A 19188-nucleotide genomic window follows, 5' to 3' on the forward strand; every position below is an offset into this window, starting at 1 on the left:
CGACCCCACGTCCCGGGCAGGCCCTACCGGTTTCCCCGGGCGCAGAGGCTGACGCCCTACGCCGAGGCGCGCCGGACCAGCGTGGTCGGCGTGATCACCGAGGAGGGGGCGCCCGGTCCGGCCACGCCCTGGTCGAGCCCGCGCAGCAACAGGCGCGCCATGAGGCGGCCCATCTCCTCGATCTCCTGGCGGACGGTCGTCAGTGGAGGGTCGGCCGCCTCGGCGATCGAGACCATGTCGTCGAAGCCGACCAGTGCGACGTCCTCGGGCACCCTTCGGCCGTGCTCGCGCAGTACGCGCAGCGCACCCGAGGCCATCAGGTCGTTGGCCGCGAACACCGCGTCCAACTCGGGCCGTCGCGCGAGGAGTTCGGACATCGCCCGCGCTCCGCTGGCCGTGGTGAACGCGCCCTCCGCCACCAGTGCGGGGTCGGCTTCCGGGAGCATGTCGCGGTAGCCGGCGAGCCGGTCGGTGGAGGCCGTCTGGTCCAGCGGGCCCGCGATGTGCGCGATCCCCCGGCGGCCGAGCGAGAGCAGATGGCGCACGGCCTCCCGCGCGCCGCCCCGGTTGTCGGCGTCGACGTAGGGGACGGCGGCGGGGAAGCCGGGTCGCCCGCCGAAGACCGTCAGCATGCCCGCGCCACGGGTGATCGCGGGCAGCGGGTCGTCGTCGTGGAGCGAGAAGGCGAGGGCCCCATCGACGTGACCCCCCGTCAGATAGCGTGAGATCCGTCCGTAGTCGTCCGGACCCTCGACGAGCAGCAGCGCCAACTGGACGTCGTGGGCGGAGAGTTCCTTGCTGATCCCGCGGATCTGCTGCGAGAAGAAGGGGTCCGAGAAGAACCGGGTCTCCGGCTCGGCGACGATCACGGCGACGGCTCCCGTGCGCCGGGTGACCAGGGAGCGGGCCGCGGGATTGGGTACGTAGCCCAGCTCCTCGACCGCTTGACGCACCTTGTCGACCAGCGGCGGGCGCACCCCGGTGCCGCCGTTGACGACCCGGGAAGCGGTGGCCCGGGAGACGCCGGCGCGCGCGGCGACGGCTTCGAGGGTGGGTCGCGTCCCGAAGTACTGCTCGGTCAAGGCGGTTTCTCCTCATCGGCGGACCGCGAGCGGCCCCTGGGCGGACTGCGTCGCCCGGCAGCGTATCGGCTGCCCGGACGCCCGTGGAGAGAGCGCTCTCACGCGGTAGGGGCGGGTCCCGGCGGTGGTACACCCGCCGGGGCCCGCCCCTACCGCTGTCCGCCGCGGCCCGTCAGTGCTGGGCGTGGGCCGCGTGCGAGGCGACGATCTGCTTCCAGGACTTGGGCTCCGCCGGCTTCACCGGGTTGACGCCCTGGGCCGAGGGGGTGGCCGTCACACCCGCCCGCGCGCCGAACCTGGCCTTCGCGGCCGCCGAGTCGGAGGGCTTCGACGGCTGGAAGAGCCAGGTGTCGAAGAGCTCCGCGAGCGGCTTGCCCGAGACCTTCTCGGCGTACTTCACGAAGTCGCCGACGGCCGCGTTGCCGTAGGCGTGCTCGGTCGGCCAGCCCTTGAGGATCTTGAAGAAGGACGCGTCGCCGACCGTGTTGCGCAGCGCCTGGATGGCCAGGGCGCCCCGGTCGTAGACGGCGTCGTCGAACTGGTTGTCCGGGCCCGGGTCGCCCGGCTTGACCTTCCAGAACGGGTCGTCGGCGGGGTGCTGCGCGTACACCCAGTCCGCCAGCTCCTGGGCGGTGCCGTTGCCCTCCTTCTCCGACCAGAGCCACTGGGCGTACGAGGCGAAGCCCTCGTTGTCCCAGATGTCCTTCCAGCCCTTGACCGAGACGCTGTCGCCGTACCACTGGTGCGCCAACTCGTGGACGACCACGGACACGTTGGCGCCATTGGCGAACTGGGCGGGGCTGTAGAACGGGCGCGTCTGCGTCTCCAGCGCGAAGTGGCTCGGGACGTTCGGGACGTAGCCGCCGACCGCGTTGAAGGGGTACTTGCCGAACACGCTCTCAAGCCACTCGGTGACGTCCTTGGTGCGCTCGATGCTCGCGCGCGCCGCCCCGTCGTTGTCGCCCAGGTCCTTGCTGTACGCGTTGAGGACCGGCAGTCCGCTCGCCGTCTTGTCGGTGGTGATGTCGAACCTGCCCACCGCGAGCGTGGTCAGATAGGAGGCCTGCGGCTTGTTGGATCGCCAGTTGTAGGTGGTCCAGCCGAGCTTCGAACTCTGGCTCTGCAGAACGCCGTTGCTGATGGCCTGGCTGCCGTCGGGCACCTTCACGGAAATGTCGTAGGTGGCCTTGTCCAGCGGGTGGTCGTTGGAGGGGAACCACCACACGGCCGAGTCCGGTTCCTGGGCCGCCACCCCGCCGTCCGGGGTGCGCGCCCAGGCCGTCCAGCCGTCGACCTTGAGCTCGGAGGGCTTGCCCGCGTACTTCACGACCACCGTGATGGAGCGCCCCTTGGGCAGGGGCGTGGCCGGGGTGATCTCCAGCTCGTGGCTGCCGGACCTCGCGAAGGTGGCCTTGGTGCCGTTCACCCGCACCTCGCTGACGGCCAGGCCGAAGTCGAGGTTGAAGCGGGACAGGTCCTGCTGGGTGGTGGCGAGCAGTGTCGCGGTGCCCTCCAACAGGTCTGTCCTGGGCTGGTACTTGAGCTTCAGGTCGTAGTGCGAGACGTCGTAGCCGCCGTTGCCGCTGGCCGGGTAGTAGGGGTCGCCGATGCCCGGGGCGCCCGGAGTGAAGTCCGCGGCCGATGCCGGGATCACCAGCAGCAGGGAGGCGGCGAGCACGCTCGGGGCGATGATTTTGCGGTGCACGAAAAGCTCCAAGTCGTCAGTGTCGTCGTGGGGTGAACGATGGTGAACGATCTCTTCGGAGCCTATTCAGCCCTTTCGGTCCCGGTCATGTCCATGGCTCCTTCTGTCACACGATCGCCATTCGGCCGACATGTTGACTTGTGCCCCTTCGTTCGCTTCGGTCCGTCGACTGCCCCCTTTTGCGCGGGAGTTGACCGGAGTACCTTCCGGCCATGCCGATACGCGCGCGGGGCACCCGCCACAGATCACGATCCCTTCGCACACTCGTCCTCGCGGCCGTGGCCGCCCTGGCGGCGGTGCTTCTGGCGCCGGGGGGTGCTCAGGCGGCCCACGCCAAGGAGAGCCTGCCGGTCTATTCGTACGAGAACGCCGTCCGTGAGGCCGTCTGGGTCGACACCGGGCTCGACGGCGACGGGGACGGCCGGAACGACCGGGTCGCCGTCGACATCGTCCGGCCGCGCGAACCCGCACAGCAGGGCCGCAAGGTCCCGGTCATCATGGACGCGAGCCCGTACTACTCCTGCTGCGGACGCGGCAACGAGAGCCAGCTCAAGACCTACGACGCCCACGGGAACGTCGTGCAGATGCCGCTGTATTACGACAACTACTTCGTGCCGCTCGGCTACGCCGTGGTCGGCGTGGACCTGGCCGGAACCAATCGATCGGACGGCTGCGTGGACGTCGGCGGCCCGTCCGACGTGCTCTCCGCCAAGGCGGTCGTCGACTGGCTGAACGGCCGGGGCCGTGCCTACACGAGCCGCACCGGGAGCCAGCGCGCCACCGCCGGGTGGACCAACGGCCGTACCGGCATGATCGGCAAGAGCTGGGACGGCACCATCGCCAACGGTGTGGCCGCCACCGGTGTCGCGGGCCTGAAGACCATCGTGCCGATCAGCTCGATCTCGTCCTGGTACGACTACTACTTCGCCAAGGGCGCGGCCCTCTACGACGGCGGCCCCGCCGACCTGGCCGGCTACGTCGACAGCCCGGACGCGCAGGCCCGCTGCGCGGCGGCGCAGCAGAAGCTGGTCGACGGAGCGCCGCGCAACGGCGACTGGACCACGTTCTGGACCGCCCGGGACTATGTGCTCGACGCCCGCAAGGTGAAGGCCAGTGTGTTCGTCGTGCACGGCATGCAGGACCTCAACGTCCGTACGAAGAACTTCGGCCAGTGGTGGGACGCGCTCGCCAAGAACGGCGTCGAGCGCAAGATCTGGCTGTCCCAGACCGGCCATGTCGACCCGTTCGACTACCGGCGCGGCGCCTGGGTGGACACCCTGCACCAGTGGTTCGACCACTACCTCCTCGGCTACGACAACGGCATCGAGCGGCAGCCGATGGCCGACGTCGAGCGTCACCCCGACCAGTGGGGCACCGACCGCGTGTGGCCGCCGGCCGGCACCGCCGCGACCGAACTGCACCCGGTGAGCGGTCCCGTGGCGGGTGTCGGCGGGCTTTCGCTGAAGTCCGCCCCCGCCAAGTCGACCGCCACGTTCACCGACAACCCGGCGCTCGACGAGACGAGTTGGGCCGCCGCGATCGACAAGTCCACCCCGGAGAAGGCCGGGTTCGTCACCCAGCCGCTGACCCGGGACCTGCGGGTGTCCGGCTCGTCCAGGGTGACCGTCACCGCGACGCCCACCACCAGCAGCGCCCACCTCTCGGCCGTCCTCGTGGACCTCGGGCCCGACACGATCCGCAACTACTCCGGGAACGGCGAGGGCATCCTCACCGGAAGCGACCGCACCTGCTGGGGCGCGAGCACGGCCGGCGACAGCTCCTGCTACCTCACCACCTCCGCCGACAAGGCGGACGTGGGCGCCACGGTGTTCAGCCGGGGCTGGGCCGATCTCGGCCACTACGCCTCGGCCACCCGGGGCGTGGCACTGACCCCGGGCAAGCCGTACACGATCACGCTCGACCTGGCCGCCACCGACCACGTCGTACCGGCCGGACACCGGCTCGCACTGATCGTCGCGGGTACCGACAACGGGCTCATCGAGCCGGCGGCGAGCAAGCCGACCCTCACGGTGGACCTGGCACGCACCGCCGCCAAGGTGCCGTTCGTCGGCGGCGCCCGGGCCTTCGCGCGGGCGACCACGGGGACGCCCGCGCGGCTCGGCGGTCAGCCGTCCTCGCCCCAGGGCGTTCCGGTGCCGCGCATGACGCAGCGGGTGCCGGGGGGCACCGGCAGCTGACTCGGCCGCGGCCGCCGGTCCGGGGTTCGCCCGGGCCCGCTCAGCGAGCCGGGCGGGGCGTGGCGGAGGGCGTGGTGTGTGCCACGGCCTTCGCCAGCTCCCGCAGTACCGGAGCGGGATCCTCGCGCAAATAAAAGTGACCGCCCGGGAATTGACGTACCGTCAAGTCCGCCGTGGTGTGCTGCTGCCAGGCGTCGAGCTCGGCACGCGCGTGGTCCGCGCTGCCGCCGAACACGGTGATCGGCACGGGCAGCGGCTCCGCCTCACGCCAGGCGTACGTCTCCAGGACGCGGTAGTCGTCCCGCAGCGCGCCGACGACCAGCTCCCGCAGCTCCTTCGAGTCGAGGACCTCCTGAGGGATGCCGCCGTGCAGTCCCGAGACCCGGTCGATGAGCTCGTCGTCGGGCAGCCGGTGCAGGGGGTCCGCGACGCGCACGTGGCGGTGGTGCGGCGCCGGGTAGCCCGAGAGGACCAGCCGGTACGGCAGCGGCCGGCCCGCGTCGCGCAGGGCGCGGGTGATCTCGTACGCGATGAGTGAGCCGAGGCTGTGCCCGAAGAACGCGAACGGCGCCGGGCCCGGCGACACCTCGTCGAGGAACGCCGCCACCAGCGCGTCCATCGATGCGAACATCGTCTCGTTGTACCGCGAGCCCCGGCCCGGCAGCTGCACGGCGTACAGCTCCGCGTCCGGCAGGTCGCGGGCCCAGCGCAGGTACTCCGTGGCCGAACCGCCCCCGTGCGCGAAGCAGTACAGCTTGGGCGCGCCGGGACGCGGCGCCCCGGCGACGAGCCAGCGGAGCGGCGCGGCAGTGCTCATGGTGCGGAAACCTCCGTGATCGGGTGGGGCCGGCCACCGGCTGATCGGTGGGGCCGGCTACCGGGGAGTCTCGCACCGCGCGCGGCAGATGGTGTGGGGTTCCGGCCATGGCCCGGGCGTGACGTCCGGCACGCGGGGCCCGTGTCCGGCGCGCGGGACGGGGTGAGGGCGGGGCGGGTGACGGCTTAGGATCGGACACCTCATGACTGCCACTCTCGTCGCCAAGGACCTCGCCGCCGGCCACGGCGACCGCACCCTGTTCGCCGGGCTCGACCTCGTGGTCGCCCCCGGCGACGTCATCGGCCTCGTCGGACCCAACGGGGCGGGCAAGTCCTCGCTGCTGCGTCTGCTCGCCGGGCTCGACACCCCCGAAGAGGGCGAGCTGCGGCTCTCCCCGCCGGGCGCGAGTGTCGGCCACCTGCCGCAGGAGCCCGACCGGCGCCCCGGCGAGACGATCCGCGACTTCCTCGCGCGCCGCACCGGGGTCGCCGCCGCCCAGGAGACGATGGACGCCGCGACCCAGGCCCTGGTCGACGGTGCCCCGGGCGCCGACGACGCGTACGCCGACAGCCTGGAGCGCTGGCTCGCGCTGGGCGGCGCCGACCTCGACGAGCGGGCCGAGGAAGTCGCGGCCTCCCTCGGCCTGACCACCGGGCTCGACCAGCCGATGACCGCGCTCTCCGGCGGCCAGGCCGCCCGCGCCGGCCTTGCCTCGCTGCTCCTGTCCCGCTACGACGTCTTCCTGCTCGACGAGCCGACCAACGACCTCGACCTGGACGGCCTGGAGCGGCTCGAAGCGTTCGTGAAGGGGCTGCGGGCCGGCACCGTCGTCGTCAGCCACGACCGCGAGTTCCTCGCCCGCACCGTCACCAAGGTCCTCGAACTCGACCTGGCCCAGCAGCAGATCAACCTGTACGGAGGTGGCTACGAGGCCTACCTCGAAGAGCGCGACACCGCCCGCCGGCACGCCCGGGAGGACTTCGAGGAGTACGCCGACAAGCGCTCCGCCCTCGAAGGCCGCGCGCAGATGCAGCGCTCCTGGATGGACAAGGGCGTCAAGAACGCCCGCCGCAAGGCCACCGACAGCGACAAGCTGGGCCGGAAGTTCCGCAGCGAGTCCAGCGAGAAGCAGGCCGCCAAGGCCCGTCAGACCCAGCGCATGATCGAACGCCTCGACGTGGTGGACGAGCCCCGCAAGGAGTGGGAGCTGCGGATGGAGATCGCCGCCGCGCCCCGCTCGGGCGCGGTGGTCGCGACGCTGAACGGCGCCGAGGTGCACCGCGAGGGCTTCACCTTCGGGCCCGTGTCGTTGCAGATCGACTGGGCCGACCGGGTCGCCATCACCGGCGCCAACGGCTCGGGCAAGTCCACTCTGCTCGCCGCCCTCCTGGGGCGGCTGCCGCTGGACGCGGGGCAGGGCGCGCTCGGCTCGGGTGTCGTCGTCGGCGAGGTCGACCAGGCGCGCGGCCTGTTCCTGGGCGAGGAGTCGCTGCTCGAAGCGTTCTGCGCGGCGGTCCCCGACACGGAGCCCGCCGAGGTGCGGACCCTGCTCGCCAAATTCGGACTCAAGGCACACCACGTGCTGCGCCCGGCCGGTTCGCTCTCGCCCGGCGAGCGCACCCGGGCCGCCCTCGCACTGCTCCAGGGCCGGGGCGTCAACCTCCTCGTGCTCGACGAGCCGACCAACCACCTCGACCTGCCCGCCATCGAACAGCTGGAGTCCGCGCTCGACTCCTACACCGGCACCCTGCTCCTGGTCACCCACGACCGCCGGATGCTGGACGCGGTCCACACGTCGCGCCGCCTGGAAGTCGCGGACGGCAAGGTCACCGAGCTCTGACTCCGCCCGGGTCACCGGAGCCCGGACGCGCGCGTTCGCGACCGGGATGCCCGGTGGCCCGAGCGTACGGTGGGCGGGTGCACCGCGACCGACTCCAAGCCGTCCTGGAAGCGCTGCCCAGGGCGGCCATCGTTCAAGGCGGCGACGACATCGTGATCGCCGTCAACCGGCGCTTCACCGAGATGTTCGCCCTCGCGGGCCGCGTCGCGACCACCCCGGGCGCCCCGCTCGCCCCGGTCGTCGACGCGGTGTGCGACACCTTCGCCGACCGGCCCACCTGGGTCGTCGACACCACCCACGCGATCGCCGCCCGCCACATCCACCGGGCCGCCGAGATCGCTCTCACCGACGGCCGGGTGATCCGGCGGGACGTGGAGCCGCTGTACGACGCCGAGGGGGTGCCCTTCGGATCGCTGTGGACGGCGGAGGACATCACCGAGGACAAGCGCCGCGAGCACGCGCTCGAACGGGACAACGCCGCCCTGGCCGAGCTCGCCGGACAGCGCAACGAGTTCCTCGCCCTCGCCTCGCACAGCCTGCGCACCCCGCTGACCTCGATCCTCAGCTTCTGCGAGCTCCTCGCCGACCCGGCGTCGGGCCCGCTCGACACCGATCAGAGCGCTCTCCTGGCCGCGATCCGGCGCAATGCCGCCCGGATGGAGGGCGTCATGACCACGCTCATGGACACGGCCCGGCTGCGGTCGCCGCAGCTGAGGATGGAGTTCGGCCGGGTGGACGTGGCGCGGATGCTCCAGCACGCCGTGCTCGACCGGATGGCCACCACCTCGGGGGCCGGGGTGTTCGTGGCGCTGCGCTGCGCCGAGGGGCCGCCGCTGCACGGCGACGAGCACCGCCTGGCGCACGTGCTCGCCAACCTCCTTGAGAACGCTGCCAAGTTCACCCCGCCCGGTGGCCGCATCGAGATCGACGCGGCCCCGCACGGCGACCGGTGGCACATCGATGTGGCCGACACCGGGATCGGCGTGCCCGAGCAGTACCGCGAGGAGATCTTCTCCGGCTTCGTACGCGCTCCCAACGCCGAGACCGGCGGCTTCCCCGGCACCGGGCTCGGCCTCACCATCAGCCGTGAGATCGTGCGCCGGCACGGCGGCGAGCTCACCGTCTCGGACGCCGGGGGCGGGGGAGCGGTGTTCCGCATCCGGCTGCCCGTCGCGGGGCCACCCGCCGAGGGGGCCGGGCGATGACGCGGATCCTGGTCGTCGAGGACGACCCCGACGTGGCGATGGCCCTGCGCATCCTGTTCACCCGGGCCGGATACGAGGTCGTGCCCGCCGCGGACGGCCGTGAGGGGCTGCGACGGCTCTTCGCCGACAGCCCCGACCTGATGGTCCTGGACGTGGGCCTGCCGGGACTCGACGGCTGGCAGGTCCTGGAACGCACCCGCGACATGACCGACCTGCCGGTCCTGCTGCTCACCGCGCGGGGCGCCGAGAGCGACCGGGTGCGCGGGCTGCGGGCGGGCGCCGACGACTATCTGCCCAAGCCGTTCGGCAACGAGGAGCTGCTTGCCCGGGTCGAGGCCCTGCTGCGCCGCGCCTCACCCGCCCGCTGGGCCGGAGCCTCGCACGACGAGGCGCTGCGCCTCGTGCCCGAGCGGCGCTCAGCGGTCTGGCGCGGCGAAGAGGTGCGGCTCAGCGACATCGAGTACCGGCTGCTCCAGGTCCTGGTCCGCAACCGGGGCCGGGTCGTCACCACCGACCAGCTGCTCGACCAGGTGTGGGACGACCCCCAGGGCGTCGGCCGTGAGCGGGTCAAATTCGCGGTGCTGCGGGTGCGGCGCAAGCTCCAGCAGGCGGCGGGGAGCCTTGAGTCCGACCCCCTTGAGGCGGTACGGGGGCTGGGCTACCGGTACCGGGGGGACCGGGAGGCCTGAGGCTCCCTTGCCGGTGCGGTGCGGTGCGGTGCGGTGCGGTGCGGTGCGGCGGGGTCCGGGCTGCGGGGCGAAGGTCCCGGCTGCGGCAGGGCCGAAAGGCCCGGGTTGTCCGGTTGGCGGCTTCGCAACCGTCGAGCAACCGAACGCCATCCGGGTGCGCAACGGACACCGGCCACTCTCGTGGACGTCCCCGCCGGTCCGTACCTGGAGTTTCCGTGCCCGCCCTGCCGCCCCGCAGCATCGCCGTCGTCCTCGGCACCCGCCCCGAGCTGGTCAAGCTGACCGAGCTGATCCGCCTGCTGGGGCCTGCCGCGCATGTCGTCCACACGGGGCAGCACTACGACGAGGAGCTCTCCGGCCGCTTCCTCGCCGACCTCGCGATACCCGAGCCGACCTACCTCACCGGCATCGGCGGGCGGCCCCGCGCGGTCCAGATCTCGGCGGCCCTGGCCCAGCTCGACGCGGTGTTCGCGGCCGAGCCGCCGCGCGCGGTGGTCGTCCAGGGCGACACCAACGCGGCGCTCTCCGGCGCGCTCGCCGCCAACGCGCGCGGGATCGCGCTCGTCCATGTCGAGGCGGGGCTGCGCAGCCACGACCGGAACATGCCCGAGGAGCACAACCGGGTGCTCATCGACCGGCTCGCGGACGTGCTGTGCGCCGCGACGTCCGCGAACCGGGACAACCTCCTGGCGGAGGGCGTTCCGGCCGGGCGCATCGAGGTCACCGGGAACACGGTCGTGGAAGCGGTACGCGGTCAGATGCCCACCAGTGCGCAGCAGTTCGCGGAGCTGGAGCGGCTCGGGCTCGTCGGTGACGGGTACGTCCTGGCGACCGTCCACCGGCCGGAGAACACGGACGATCCGGCGGCGCTGCGGGCCGTCCTCACCGAACTGGGCTCGCTGGCGCCCGAGTTGCCGGTGGTGCTGCCGCTGCACCCGCGCACCCGTGCGCGCATCGAGGCGGCGGGTCTGGGGGCGCTCCTCGAACCGCTCCAGGTCACCGAGCCGTTGGGGTATCGCACGTTCCTCGCCCTTGCCCGCCACGCGGCGCTGCTGGTGTCCGACTCGGGGGGCGTGCAGGAGGAGGTGACGGTCCTCGGCCGGCCGCTGGTGGTCGTACGGAACTCCACGGAGCGGCCGGAGGCCATGCCCGACTTTGCCGAACTGGTGCGGAAGGGGGCGGAGTTGGGGGATGCCGCGCGTCGTCGACTGGCCGAGGGCCCGGCCGGCCGCGCCCGCCTCGCCGCCCTCCCCAGCCCCTTCGGCGACGGGCTCGCCTCGCAGCGGATCGTCGCGCTGCTGGCGGGGCTTGCGGTGCGGGGCGGCAGTGAGGAGCGCGTGGGGGCAGGGGTGGCCTAGCCCGGACGTTCCGCTCCCGGGTGCTCCTCGGCTGCGGGCCGCAGGGCCGGCCGTTCCGCTCCCGGGTGCTTCCTCGGCTGCGGGCCGCAGGTGGCCGGTCGCTCGGTTCCCCGCGCCCCCACACATCCCCGAGCACCCTCCCCTCCCGCAAACGGGCCGCCACCGGCTCACGACCGTCAAGGACCCCCATGCCCAACAGCCTGCTCCTCTTCCTCTTTCCCTTCTTCCTCCTCGGGTGCTTCCTGCTCTACTGGGCCGGTGCCCGGCACGCCTATCTGCGGCGGGACGAGACCGAAGCCGGGGACGCCGAGGGGTTCGAGTGGCATTTCTTCGTGCCGTGCCGGGACGAGGAGGCCGTGGTCGGCGACACCGTGGGACAGCTCCGCGAGGACTTTCCCGCGGCGCACGTCTGGGTCATCGACGACGACAGCGACGACCGGACCGGGCTCATCGTGGCCGGGCTCGCCGACGGCGATCGGCGTGTGCACCTGGTCCGCCGGGTGCGGCCCGAGGCGCGTACCGGCAAGGGCCACGCACTGAACGCCGCCTATGAGCAGCTCGGGGACTTCCTGCCCGGCGGGGCGGACCGGGAGCGGGTCGTCGTCTGCGTCGTCGACGCGGACGGCCGCCTCGACCCCCGCGCACTCGAACTCGTCTCGGGGCCGGCCGCGTTCGCCGATCCGGAGGTCGGCGGGGTACAGGTCGGCGTGCGGATGCGCAATGTCGACGACGCGTGCCCGCTGCCCGACCGGGGCCGCATCGTCAACACCTTCGCCCGGCTCCTCGTACGCGTCCAGGACATGGAGTTCGCCGTGTCCAACGCGGGCATGCAGCTGCTGCGGGCCCGGACCGGCTCGGTCGGGCTCGGCGGCAACGGCCAGTTCACCCGGCTCTCGGCACTCGACCGGATCGCCGCCGCCGAGCGGCGCCCCTGGCAGCGCGGCGCGCTCCTGGAGGACTACGAGCTCGGGTTGCAGATGATCCTGGCCGGCTACCGGGTCACGCACGTCGCCGACACCTGGGTCTCCCAGGAAGGCCTGCCGCACGCCCGCCGATTGCTCACCCAGCGCACCCGCTGGGCCCAGGGCAACCTCCAGTGCGTGCGCTACGCCGCCCGCATCCTGTCCTCGCGCCAGTACACCGGCGCGGGTGTCCTGGAGACGCTGTACACGTTCTTCCAGCCCGTCGCACACCTGCTCACCCTCGTGATGTGCGCCTGGATGCTGGTGCTCGGCGGCCTCGGTTCGCTCGCGACGTGGCCGCTGACGCTGGTGCTCGCCGCGCTCTCCATCGGCCCGTTCGTGCTGTGGGGCCCGGTCTACCGGCGCGACCATGCCCCGGAGGCCTCACGTGTGACGGGCGTGCTGTGGGGCTTCGCCCTGTGGCTGTACGCGTACCACCTGTTCGTGGTCTCGACGCGCGGCTTCGTCCGCAGCCTGCGCGGCCGCACGGGCTGGGCCAAGACCCGCCGCAACGCCGAGCCGGTCACGGCCGGCCCGACCGCCCTCGAAGGCTGAGCGGCCGTCAACCAGGCCCGGGCGTACGTCAGTCGACGTACGCCCGCGCCCGTGTCACCGTCCGGCTCAGCGGCCGCCGCGGCCCTTCGGGTCGACCAGGCCCGCCTTGCGCAGGGCGTCCGCCATCGCACTGTTGGCGGGCGCCGGCGCCGAGGTGCGGCCCTGGCCGCCGCCCTGCCGGTTCCCGCCGCGGGCGTCGCCGCCGGAGCCGCCCCGGCGCTGCTGTCCCTGTCGCTGCTGCGGCGGCCGGCTGCCCTGGCCCTGGCCCTGGCCGCCACGCTCGCCGCGCTCCCGCTTCGGCGTGCCGCCGCCCGGCGCGGACGCGTCGTCGTCGAGCCGCAGCGTCAGCGAGATCCGCTTGCGCGGCACGTCGACGTCGAGGACCTTCACCTTCACGATGTCGCCCGGCTTCACCACGTCCCGGGGGTCCTTCACGAACGTCTTCGACAGCGCCGAGACATGGGCGAGGCCGTCCTGGTGCACGCCGATGTCGATGAACGCGCCGAACGCCGCCACATTGGTGACCACGCCTTCGAGGACCATCCCGGAGGCCAGGTCGCCGATCTTCTCGACGCCCTCCTTGAAGGTCGCCGTCTTGAACGCCGGTCGCGGGTCGCGGCCCGGCTTCTCCAGCTCGCGCAGGATGTCGGTGACCGTGGGCAGACCGAAGGTCTCGTCCACGAAGTCGTCCGGCCGCAGCGAGCGCAGCACCCCGGTGTTGCCGATGAGGGACGCGACCTCGCTGCCCGCCGTCTTCACCATCCGCCGCACCACCGGATACGCCTCGGGGTGCACGCTGGAGGCGTCCAGCGGGTCATCGCCGCCGCGGATGCGCAGGAAGCCGGCGCACTGCTCGTACGCCTTCGGACCGAGCCGTGCCACATCCTTCAGGGCCCGGCGCGAGCGGAACGGGCCGTTGGTGTCGCGGTGCGCCACGATGTTCTCGGCGAGGCCCGAGCCGATGCCGGACACACGGGAAAGCAGCGGTGCCGAGGCGGTGTTGACGTCCACGCCCACGCCGTTCACACAGTCCTCGACCACCGCGTCGAGGGAGCGTGAGAGCTTCACCTCGGACAGGTCGTGCTGGTACTGGCCGACCCCGATGGACTTCGGGTCGATCTTCACCAGCTCGGCCAGCGGGTCCTGCAGCCGACGGGCGATGGAGACCGCGCCGCGCAGCGACACGTCCATGTCCGGGAACTCTTGCGAGGCGAACGCGGAGGCCGAGTACACCGAGGCGCCGGCCTCCGACACCATCACCTTCGCGAGGTTCAACTCCGGGTGCCGGGCGATGAGTTCACCGGCGAGCTTGTCCGTCTCGCGGGACGCGGTGCCGTTGCCGATGGCGATCAGCTCGACCGCGTGTTCCCGGCAGAGACCGGCCAGCTTCGTCAGCGCCTGGTCCCACTTGTTCGCCGGGACGTGCGGGTGGATCACATCGGTGGCGACGACCTTGCCCGTCGCGTCGACGACGGCCACCTTCACGCCGGTACGGAAACCGGGGTCGAGGCCGAGCGTGGCGCGGGTGCCGGCCGGGGCGGCGAGCAGCAGGTCGCGCAGGTTGGAGGCGAAGACGCGGACCGCCTCGTCCTCGGCGGCCGTGCGCAGCCGCAGCCGCAGATCGATGCCGAGGTGCACCAGGATGCGCGTGCGCCAGGCCCAACGCACCGTGTCCGCGAGCCACTTGTCGCCGGGCCGCCCCCGGTCGGACACGCCGAAGCGGCGCGCCACCATGTTCTCGTACGTCGAGGGGCCGGGCTCGGCCGAGGGCTCCTCGGGCTCCAGGACGAGGTCGAGGACCTCCTCCTTCTCGCCGCGCAGCATCGCGAGCACCCGGTGGGAGGGGAGCGCGGTGAACGGCTCGGTGAAGTCGAAGTAGTCGGCGAACTTGGCGCCCGCCTCCTCCTTGCCCTCACGGACCTTCGCCGCGAGGCGCCCCTTCGCCCACATGCGCTCGCGCAGCTCGCCGGTCAGGTCGGCGTCCTCGGAGAAGCGCTCGGCGAGGATGGAGCGGGCGCCCTCCAGGGCGGCCGCCGCGTCGGCGACGCCCCTGTCCGCGTCCACGAACGCGGCCGCCGCGGCGAGCGGGTCCACGGACGGGTCGGTGAGCAGGCCGTCGGCGAGCGGTTCCAGGCCGGCCTCGCGGGCGATCTGCGCCTTGGTGCGCCGCTTGGGCTTGAACGGCAGGTAGATGTCCTCCAGGCGGGCCTTGGTGTCGGCGCCCCGGATCTGCGCCTCCAGGGCGTCGGTGAGCTTGCCCTGCTCCCGTACGGACTCCAGGATCGCGGTGCGCCGGTCCTCCAGCTCGCGCAGATAGCGCAGCCGCTCTTCGAGGGTGCGCAGCTGGGCGTCGTCCAGCATCTCGGTCGCTTCCTTGCGGTAGCGCGCGATGAACGGGACGGTGGACCCGCCGTCGAGCAGCTCGACGGCGGCCTTCACCTGCCGCTCCCGTACGCCGAGTTCCTCGGCGATCCTGCCTTCGATGGACGTCGTCACGTGCCGTACCGCCTTCTCGCTGAGCCTGGGGCGCCATTGTGGCAGGCGGCACCGACAATCGACGATCAGCCCTTGCCGACGGGACCGGCTCTCGATGACGGAATCGGCTCGTGCCGAAGCGGTCAGCCCTTACCGACGAGGTCGGCCGGGAAGCCGCCCGCCAGGGCCGCCGTCACGGCGAAGCCCTTGGCCAGTTCGGTGAGCCGTGCCACGCCCCGCTCGCCGAGGAGTTCGTAGGGGGCGAGGTCGAGGCGGTCGGTGCGGTCCTCCAGCTCGGCGCGCAGCGACACGCCCGCCTCGGTCAACTCGCCCTCCGCGTCGAGGAGTCCGCGCCCGCGCAGTCGTCCGGCGGCGGCTTCCCAGTCCGCGCGCTCCCAGCCGCGGGTGGCGATGACCCAGCTCGGGGACATGCCCTTGCCGGTCGCGGTGTGGCTCACGAGTGCTTCGAGGGGGTCGAGTTCCAGGTCGAGCAGAGCGGTGAGGTGGCCGTCGCCCCGGTGCTCGCGCAGCAGCGTCGCGGCGTGCCAGTAGGCGAGGTGCGGCTGCTCGGGCACGGGCAGGTCGGCGTGTGCGGCGTACAGGGGGCGGGCGTGCCGGGTGCAGCCCTCGGTGGCGCGCAGCGCGAGCCGGGCGGCCTCCGCCATCTCGTCCGACGCGACGGCCTCCGCGCCGAGCAGCCGGCGCAGCGTGCGGTCGACGGCCCGCAGGCGTGCGGCCAGCACGGCCTCGGGGGCGGCGGTGTTCCACACGGCGGGCAGGTGCCGGGCGATGAGGTCGTGCTTGAAGTTGTAGAAGGCGGCCGTCACCACGCCGGGGCCCACGGCGCCCATCGCGGCCGCGCGCCCGGCGAAGTAGGCGGCGCCGCGGTCCTCGATGCCGAGCCGGGCCAGCTCCTCGGGGAAGTCGGGCGAGAAGTAGACGGTCGCGTGCAGCGAGTTGACGGGGCTGTGGCAGTGGCGTCCGGCGCGCGGGGCGAGAGGGCTCATGCCCCCGCACGTTACCGACTGGTCGGTACGGGGTGAAGGGGTGGGGCGGTCCGGTCGCTTCGTGCGGGACGGTCCCGTCGCTTCGTGCGGGGCGGTCCGGTCGCCCCGCGCGGAGTGTGTCCGGTCGTCGACGCCGTCCGACGGTCCTGATGGCAGGAAAGGTGGGGTTCTCGTCATTGCGGCCATCGGCCTCCGGCCCAAGGATGGAGGGATGACGCAGCGCTCCGTCCTGGTCGTCCTCTTCGACGAGGTCCAAAGTCTCGATGTGACCGGACCGGCCGAGGTGTTCGCCGCGGCGTGCCGCGCCCTCGGGGACCCGGCCGCCTACCGGCTGCGCTTCGCCTCGCTCGACGGGGCGCCGGTCACCTCGCACAGCGGGCTGCGGCTCATGGCCGACTGCGCGCTCGCGGACGCCGGCCCGGCCGACATCCTGCTCGTCCCCGGCGGCGACGGGGCGAGTGCGCCCGACCCGCGTCTCGTCAACTGGCTGCGCGCGCACGGCCCGCGCGCCCGGCGGCTCGTCTCGGTGTGCACGGGCTCGCTGCTGCTCGCCGAGGCCGGGCTGCTCGACGGGCGCCGGGCCACCACCCACTGGGCGCTGTGCCGGCGACTGGCCCAGCGCTATCCGGCCGTCCAGGTCGAGCCGGACCCCATCTTCGTGCGGGATGGCAACGTTGCCACGTCGGCCGGGGTCACCGCCGGAATCGACCTCTCGCTCGCCCTGGTGGAGGAGGACCACGGCAGGGACGTGGCCCTGACCATCGCCCGCACCATGGTGGTGTTCCTGCGCCGGCCGGGGAACCAGGCGCAGTTCAGCGCCCAGCTCGCCGCGCAGACGGCCCGCCGCGAGCCGCTGCGCGAGCTCCAGCGGTGGATCGCCGAGCACCCCGACGGCGACCTGTCCGTGGAGGCCCTGGCCCAGCGCGCCAGCCTCTCGCCCCGCCACTTCGCCCGCGCCTTCCACGCCGAGACCGGCACCACCCCCGGCCGCTATGTCGAGCGCGTCCGCCTGGAGTACGCCCGCCGCCTCCTGGAGGAGACCCCGGACGGCATCCAGGAGGTCTCCCGCGCGGCCGGCTACGGCACCTCCGAGGCGATGCGCCGCGCCTTCGTCAAGACACTGGGGACGGCCCCCGCCGAGTACCGCCGCCGCTTCCGCCCCGCCCCGGCCCAGTCCTGACGGGCCCCCGTGCCCGCCCCCGACCAGCCTGAGAGGTCCCCGTGCAGATCGCGATCCTGCTCTACGACCGGTTCACCGCCCTGGACGCGGTCGGCCCGTACGAGATCCTGGCCCGCGCGCCCGGCGCCGAGACGGTGTTCGTGGCCGAGCGGACCGGGACCGTCCGCAACGACAACCGGGGCAGCCTCGGCCTCGTCGCCGACCGGACGCTCGGGGAGGTGCGGCGGCCGGACCTCCTGGTGGTGCCGGGCGGGCCCGGGCAGACCGGGCAGATGGACAACCCGGTGATCCTGGACTGGCTGCGCGAGGTCGACACCACGACGACGTGGACGACGTCGGTGTGCACGGGCTCGCTGCTGCTCGGTGCGGCCGGGCTCCTCCACGGCCGGCGTGCCACCTCGCACTGGCTGGCGCTCGACCTGCTCGCGACGTTCGGGGCACGGCCCACGGGTGAGCGGGTCGTCATCGACGGCAAGTACGCGACGGCCGCCGGGGTGTCCTCCGGCATCGACATGGGACTCACCCTGCTCGGCGAGATCGCGGGGGACCGGTACGCGGAGTCCGTGCAGCTCCTGACCGAGTACGACCCGCAGCCGCCCTACGACACGGGCTCGCCGCACAAGGCCCCGGCCCAGCTGGTCGAGGAACTCCGCGCCGCCGGCCGCTTCTCCCGGGCCGCCCCCCACTGACCGACCCGCCCCACATCCGAAGGACACCCAGCACATGCAGATCGCGATCCTGCTCTACGACCGGTTCACCGCCCTGGACGCGGTCGGCGCGTACGAGACGCTCAGCCGGCTGCCGGGCGCCGAGACCGTGTTCGTCGCCGAGCGGGCCGGGCCCGTCCGCAACGACGGCGGCAGTCTGACGCTGGTCGCCGACAGGCCGCTCGCGGAGGTGGTCACGCCGGACATCGTGGTCGTGCCGGGCGGTCCGCCCGAGGCCCTCGCGCCGCACCTGGAGGGCGGGCCGGTCCTGGACTGGCTGCGCAGGGTGGACGTCATGACCACGTGGACGACGTCGGTGTGCACGGGCTCGCTGCTGCTCGGCGCGGCCGGGCTCCTGAGCGGCCGGCGCGCCACCTCGCACTGGCTCGCCCTGGACGAGCTGCGCGGCTTCGGGGCCACTCCGGCGCCGGAGCGGGTGGTCCTCGACCACAAGTACGTCACCGCGGCCGGGGTGTCCTCCGGCATCGACATGGGACTCACCCTGCTCGGCGAGATCGCCGGGGACCGGCACGCCGAGTCCGTACAGCTCCTCATCGAGTACGACCCGCAGCCGCCCTACGACGCGGGCTCGCCGGACCGGGCGCCCGCCGACCTGGTCGAGCACTTCAGGGCCAAGGGCGTCCCTCAGGGCTGAGGCTGCCAGCCGAAGCGCGGGGCCCGGCGCTCCAGGAACGCGGCGATGCCCTCCGCGGTGTCGTCGCAGCCGCGCTCCTGGGCGGCCCAGTGCGCGTCCCGGTCGGTCCTGCCGTCCGCGAACTCCTTCGCCGCCGCCTGGGTGAGCCGCGAGCGCGACACCAGGATCCGGGTGAACTCGGCCACCCGCTTGTCCAGCTCGCCGGCGGCCGGCACCTCGTCCACCAGACCGGTGCGCAGCGCCCGGGCGCTGTCGATCAACTCCCCTGAGAACAAGAGGTACTTGGCGGTCGCCGGCCCGACGAGCGCGGTGAGCCGCCGGGTCGCCGACGCCGGGTAGACGATGCCGAGCTTCGCGGGGGTGACGCCGAACAGCGCCCCCTCCTCGGCGAACCGCAGATCGCAGGCGGCCGCGAGCTGGCTGCCGCCGCCCACGCAGTGCCCGCGCACGGCGGCGAGCGTCGGCTTGGGAAAGGCCGCCAGCGCCTCCTCCGCCCGTACCGCGAGTGCCTTCGGGTCCTCGCCGGGCTCCCGCAGCGTGGAGATGTCCGCGCCCGCGCAAAACGTGTCCCCGGCACCGGTGAGCACCAGCGCCCCCACCCGCGGATCCGCGGCCAGGGCTTCGAGCAGCGGCGGTAGCGCCCGCCACATCGCGGAGGTCATCGCGTTGCGCTTCGCGGGATTACTGATCACGACGGTGGCGACGCCCTCGGAGAGGCTCTGCTCCAGCTGCGGCTGCATGCGCCGGATGCTA

The 19188-nt window shown here is 73.0% G+C and carries 15 protein-coding genes; 9 read left to right on the forward strand and 6 right to left on the reverse strand.

Annotation, left to right across the window (positions count from 1 at the left end):
* Nucleotides 1-56: 56 nt before the first annotated feature.
* Nucleotides 57-1082, reverse strand: coding sequence for a LacI family DNA-binding transcriptional regulator (locus tag ACFYNP_RS06130; protein ID WP_388783070.1), 1026 nt, complete (start codon nucleotides 1080-1082; stop codon nucleotides 57-59).
* A 172-nt stretch (nucleotides 1083-1254) separates the two neighbouring features.
* The gene (locus ACFYNP_RS06135) at nucleotides 1255-2787 is read right to left on the reverse strand and encodes a M1 family metallopeptidase (protein ID WP_388405210.1); all 1533 of its coding nucleotides are present in this window, start codon (nucleotides 2785-2787) and stop codon (nucleotides 1255-1257) included.
* 212 nt (nucleotides 2788-2999) lie between these two features.
* Here ACFYNP_RS06135 and ACFYNP_RS06140 point away from each other — a divergent pair, with 212 nt between their 5' ends.
* Nucleotides 3000-4985: a Xaa-Pro dipeptidyl-peptidase gene (locus ACFYNP_RS06140; RefSeq protein ID WP_388783072.1), complete on the forward strand. Its 1986-nt coding sequence runs from the start codon at nucleotides 3000-3002 to the stop codon at nucleotides 4983-4985.
* Between the two features lie 40 nt (nucleotides 4986-5025).
* Here the strand turns inward: ACFYNP_RS06140 and ACFYNP_RS06145 are convergent, their stop codons facing one another.
* On the reverse strand, nucleotides 5026-5802 hold the full coding sequence (locus ACFYNP_RS06145) for a thioesterase II family protein (protein WP_388404459.1): 777 nt from the start codon (nucleotides 5800-5802) through the stop codon (nucleotides 5026-5028).
* A 202-nt stretch (nucleotides 5803-6004) separates the two neighbouring features.
* Between ACFYNP_RS06145 and ACFYNP_RS06150 the strand changes: the two genes are divergently transcribed.
* The 5 genes from ACFYNP_RS06150 to ACFYNP_RS06170 all read left to right on the forward strand — a co-directional run bounded on the left by ACFYNP_RS06150 (nucleotide 6005) and on the right by ACFYNP_RS06170 (nucleotide 12411).
* Complete coding sequence (locus ACFYNP_RS06150; RefSeq protein ID WP_388783074.1) at nucleotides 6005-7642, forward strand: ABC-F family ATP-binding cassette domain-containing protein; 1638 nt, start codon at nucleotides 6005-6007, stop codon at nucleotides 7640-7642.
* Nucleotides 7643-7719: 77 nt separating this feature from the next.
* Entirely contained in the window at nucleotides 7720-8847 is a 1128-nt protein-coding gene (locus ACFYNP_RS06155) for an ATP-binding protein (protein WP_388783077.1), read from the forward strand.
* The gene (locus ACFYNP_RS06160; protein ID WP_388404468.1) at nucleotides 8844-9536 is read left to right on the forward strand and encodes a response regulator transcription factor; all 693 of its coding nucleotides are present in this window, start codon (nucleotides 8844-8846) and stop codon (nucleotides 9534-9536) included. Before ACFYNP_RS06155 ends, ACFYNP_RS06160 begins: the two co-directional genes overlap by 4 nt.
* 215 nt (nucleotides 9537-9751) lie before the next feature.
* Nucleotides 9752-10894, forward strand: a complete 1143-nt coding sequence (gene wecB / locus ACFYNP_RS06165) for a non-hydrolyzing UDP-N-acetylglucosamine 2-epimerase (protein ID WP_388783080.1) — start codon at nucleotides 9752-9754, stop codon at nucleotides 10892-10894.
* 188 nt (nucleotides 10895-11082) lie between these two features.
* Nucleotides 11083-12411 (forward strand): glycosyltransferase, encoded by a 1329-nt coding sequence (locus tag ACFYNP_RS06170; protein ID WP_388783083.1) that lies wholly within the window; start codon nucleotides 11083-11085, stop codon nucleotides 12409-12411.
* A gap of 66 nt (nucleotides 12412-12477) precedes the next feature.
* On the opposite strand, the gene ACFYNP_RS06175 is transcribed toward ACFYNP_RS06170, so the two are convergent.
* Together ACFYNP_RS06175 and ACFYNP_RS06180 are read right to left on the reverse strand one after the other, a co-directional pair.
* Complete coding sequence (locus tag ACFYNP_RS06175; RefSeq protein ID WP_388783086.1) at nucleotides 12478-14907, reverse strand: Tex family protein; 2430 nt, start codon at nucleotides 14905-14907, stop codon at nucleotides 12478-12480.
* A 122-nt stretch (nucleotides 14908-15029) separates the two neighbouring features.
* Nucleotides 15030-15893, reverse strand: coding sequence for a hypothetical protein (locus ACFYNP_RS06180; RefSeq protein WP_388783088.1), 864 nt, complete (start codon nucleotides 15891-15893; stop codon nucleotides 15030-15032).
* 211 nt (nucleotides 15894-16104) lie between these two features.
* On the opposite strand from ACFYNP_RS06180, the gene ACFYNP_RS06185 reads away from it, so the two are divergent.
* From ACFYNP_RS06185 to ACFYNP_RS06195, 3 genes are read left to right on the forward strand one after another with little or no spacing between them, the layout of a single operon-like run.
* Nucleotides 16105-17073 carry a GlxA family transcriptional regulator gene (locus tag ACFYNP_RS06185; protein WP_388404480.1) on the forward strand — a complete coding sequence of 323 codons (969 nt, stop codon included), beginning with the start codon at nucleotides 16105-16107 and terminating at the stop codon, nucleotides 17071-17073.
* Nucleotides 17074-17114: 41 nt separating this feature from the next.
* Nucleotides 17115-17762, forward strand: coding sequence for a DJ-1/PfpI family protein (locus ACFYNP_RS06190; RefSeq protein ID WP_388404483.1), 648 nt, complete (start codon nucleotides 17115-17117; stop codon nucleotides 17760-17762).
* 34 nt (nucleotides 17763-17796) lie between these two features.
* Nucleotides 17797-18435 (forward strand): DJ-1/PfpI family protein, encoded by a 639-nt coding sequence (locus tag ACFYNP_RS06195; protein ID WP_388404486.1) that lies wholly within the window; start codon nucleotides 17797-17799, stop codon nucleotides 18433-18435.
* Here ACFYNP_RS06195 and ACFYNP_RS06200 read toward each other — a convergent pair.
* Complete coding sequence (locus tag ACFYNP_RS06200; RefSeq protein WP_388783091.1) at nucleotides 18426-19175, reverse strand: enoyl-CoA hydratase/isomerase family protein; 750 nt, start codon at nucleotides 19173-19175, stop codon at nucleotides 18426-18428. The genes ACFYNP_RS06195 and ACFYNP_RS06200 overlap by 10 nt on opposite strands.
* Nucleotides 19176-19188 lie beyond the last annotated feature (13 nt).

The organism is Streptomyces sp. NPDC006691, assembly GCF_042869955.1.
In the GTDB taxonomy this organism is placed as follows: Bacteria; Actinomycetota; Actinomycetes; order Streptomycetales; family Streptomycetaceae; genus Streptomyces.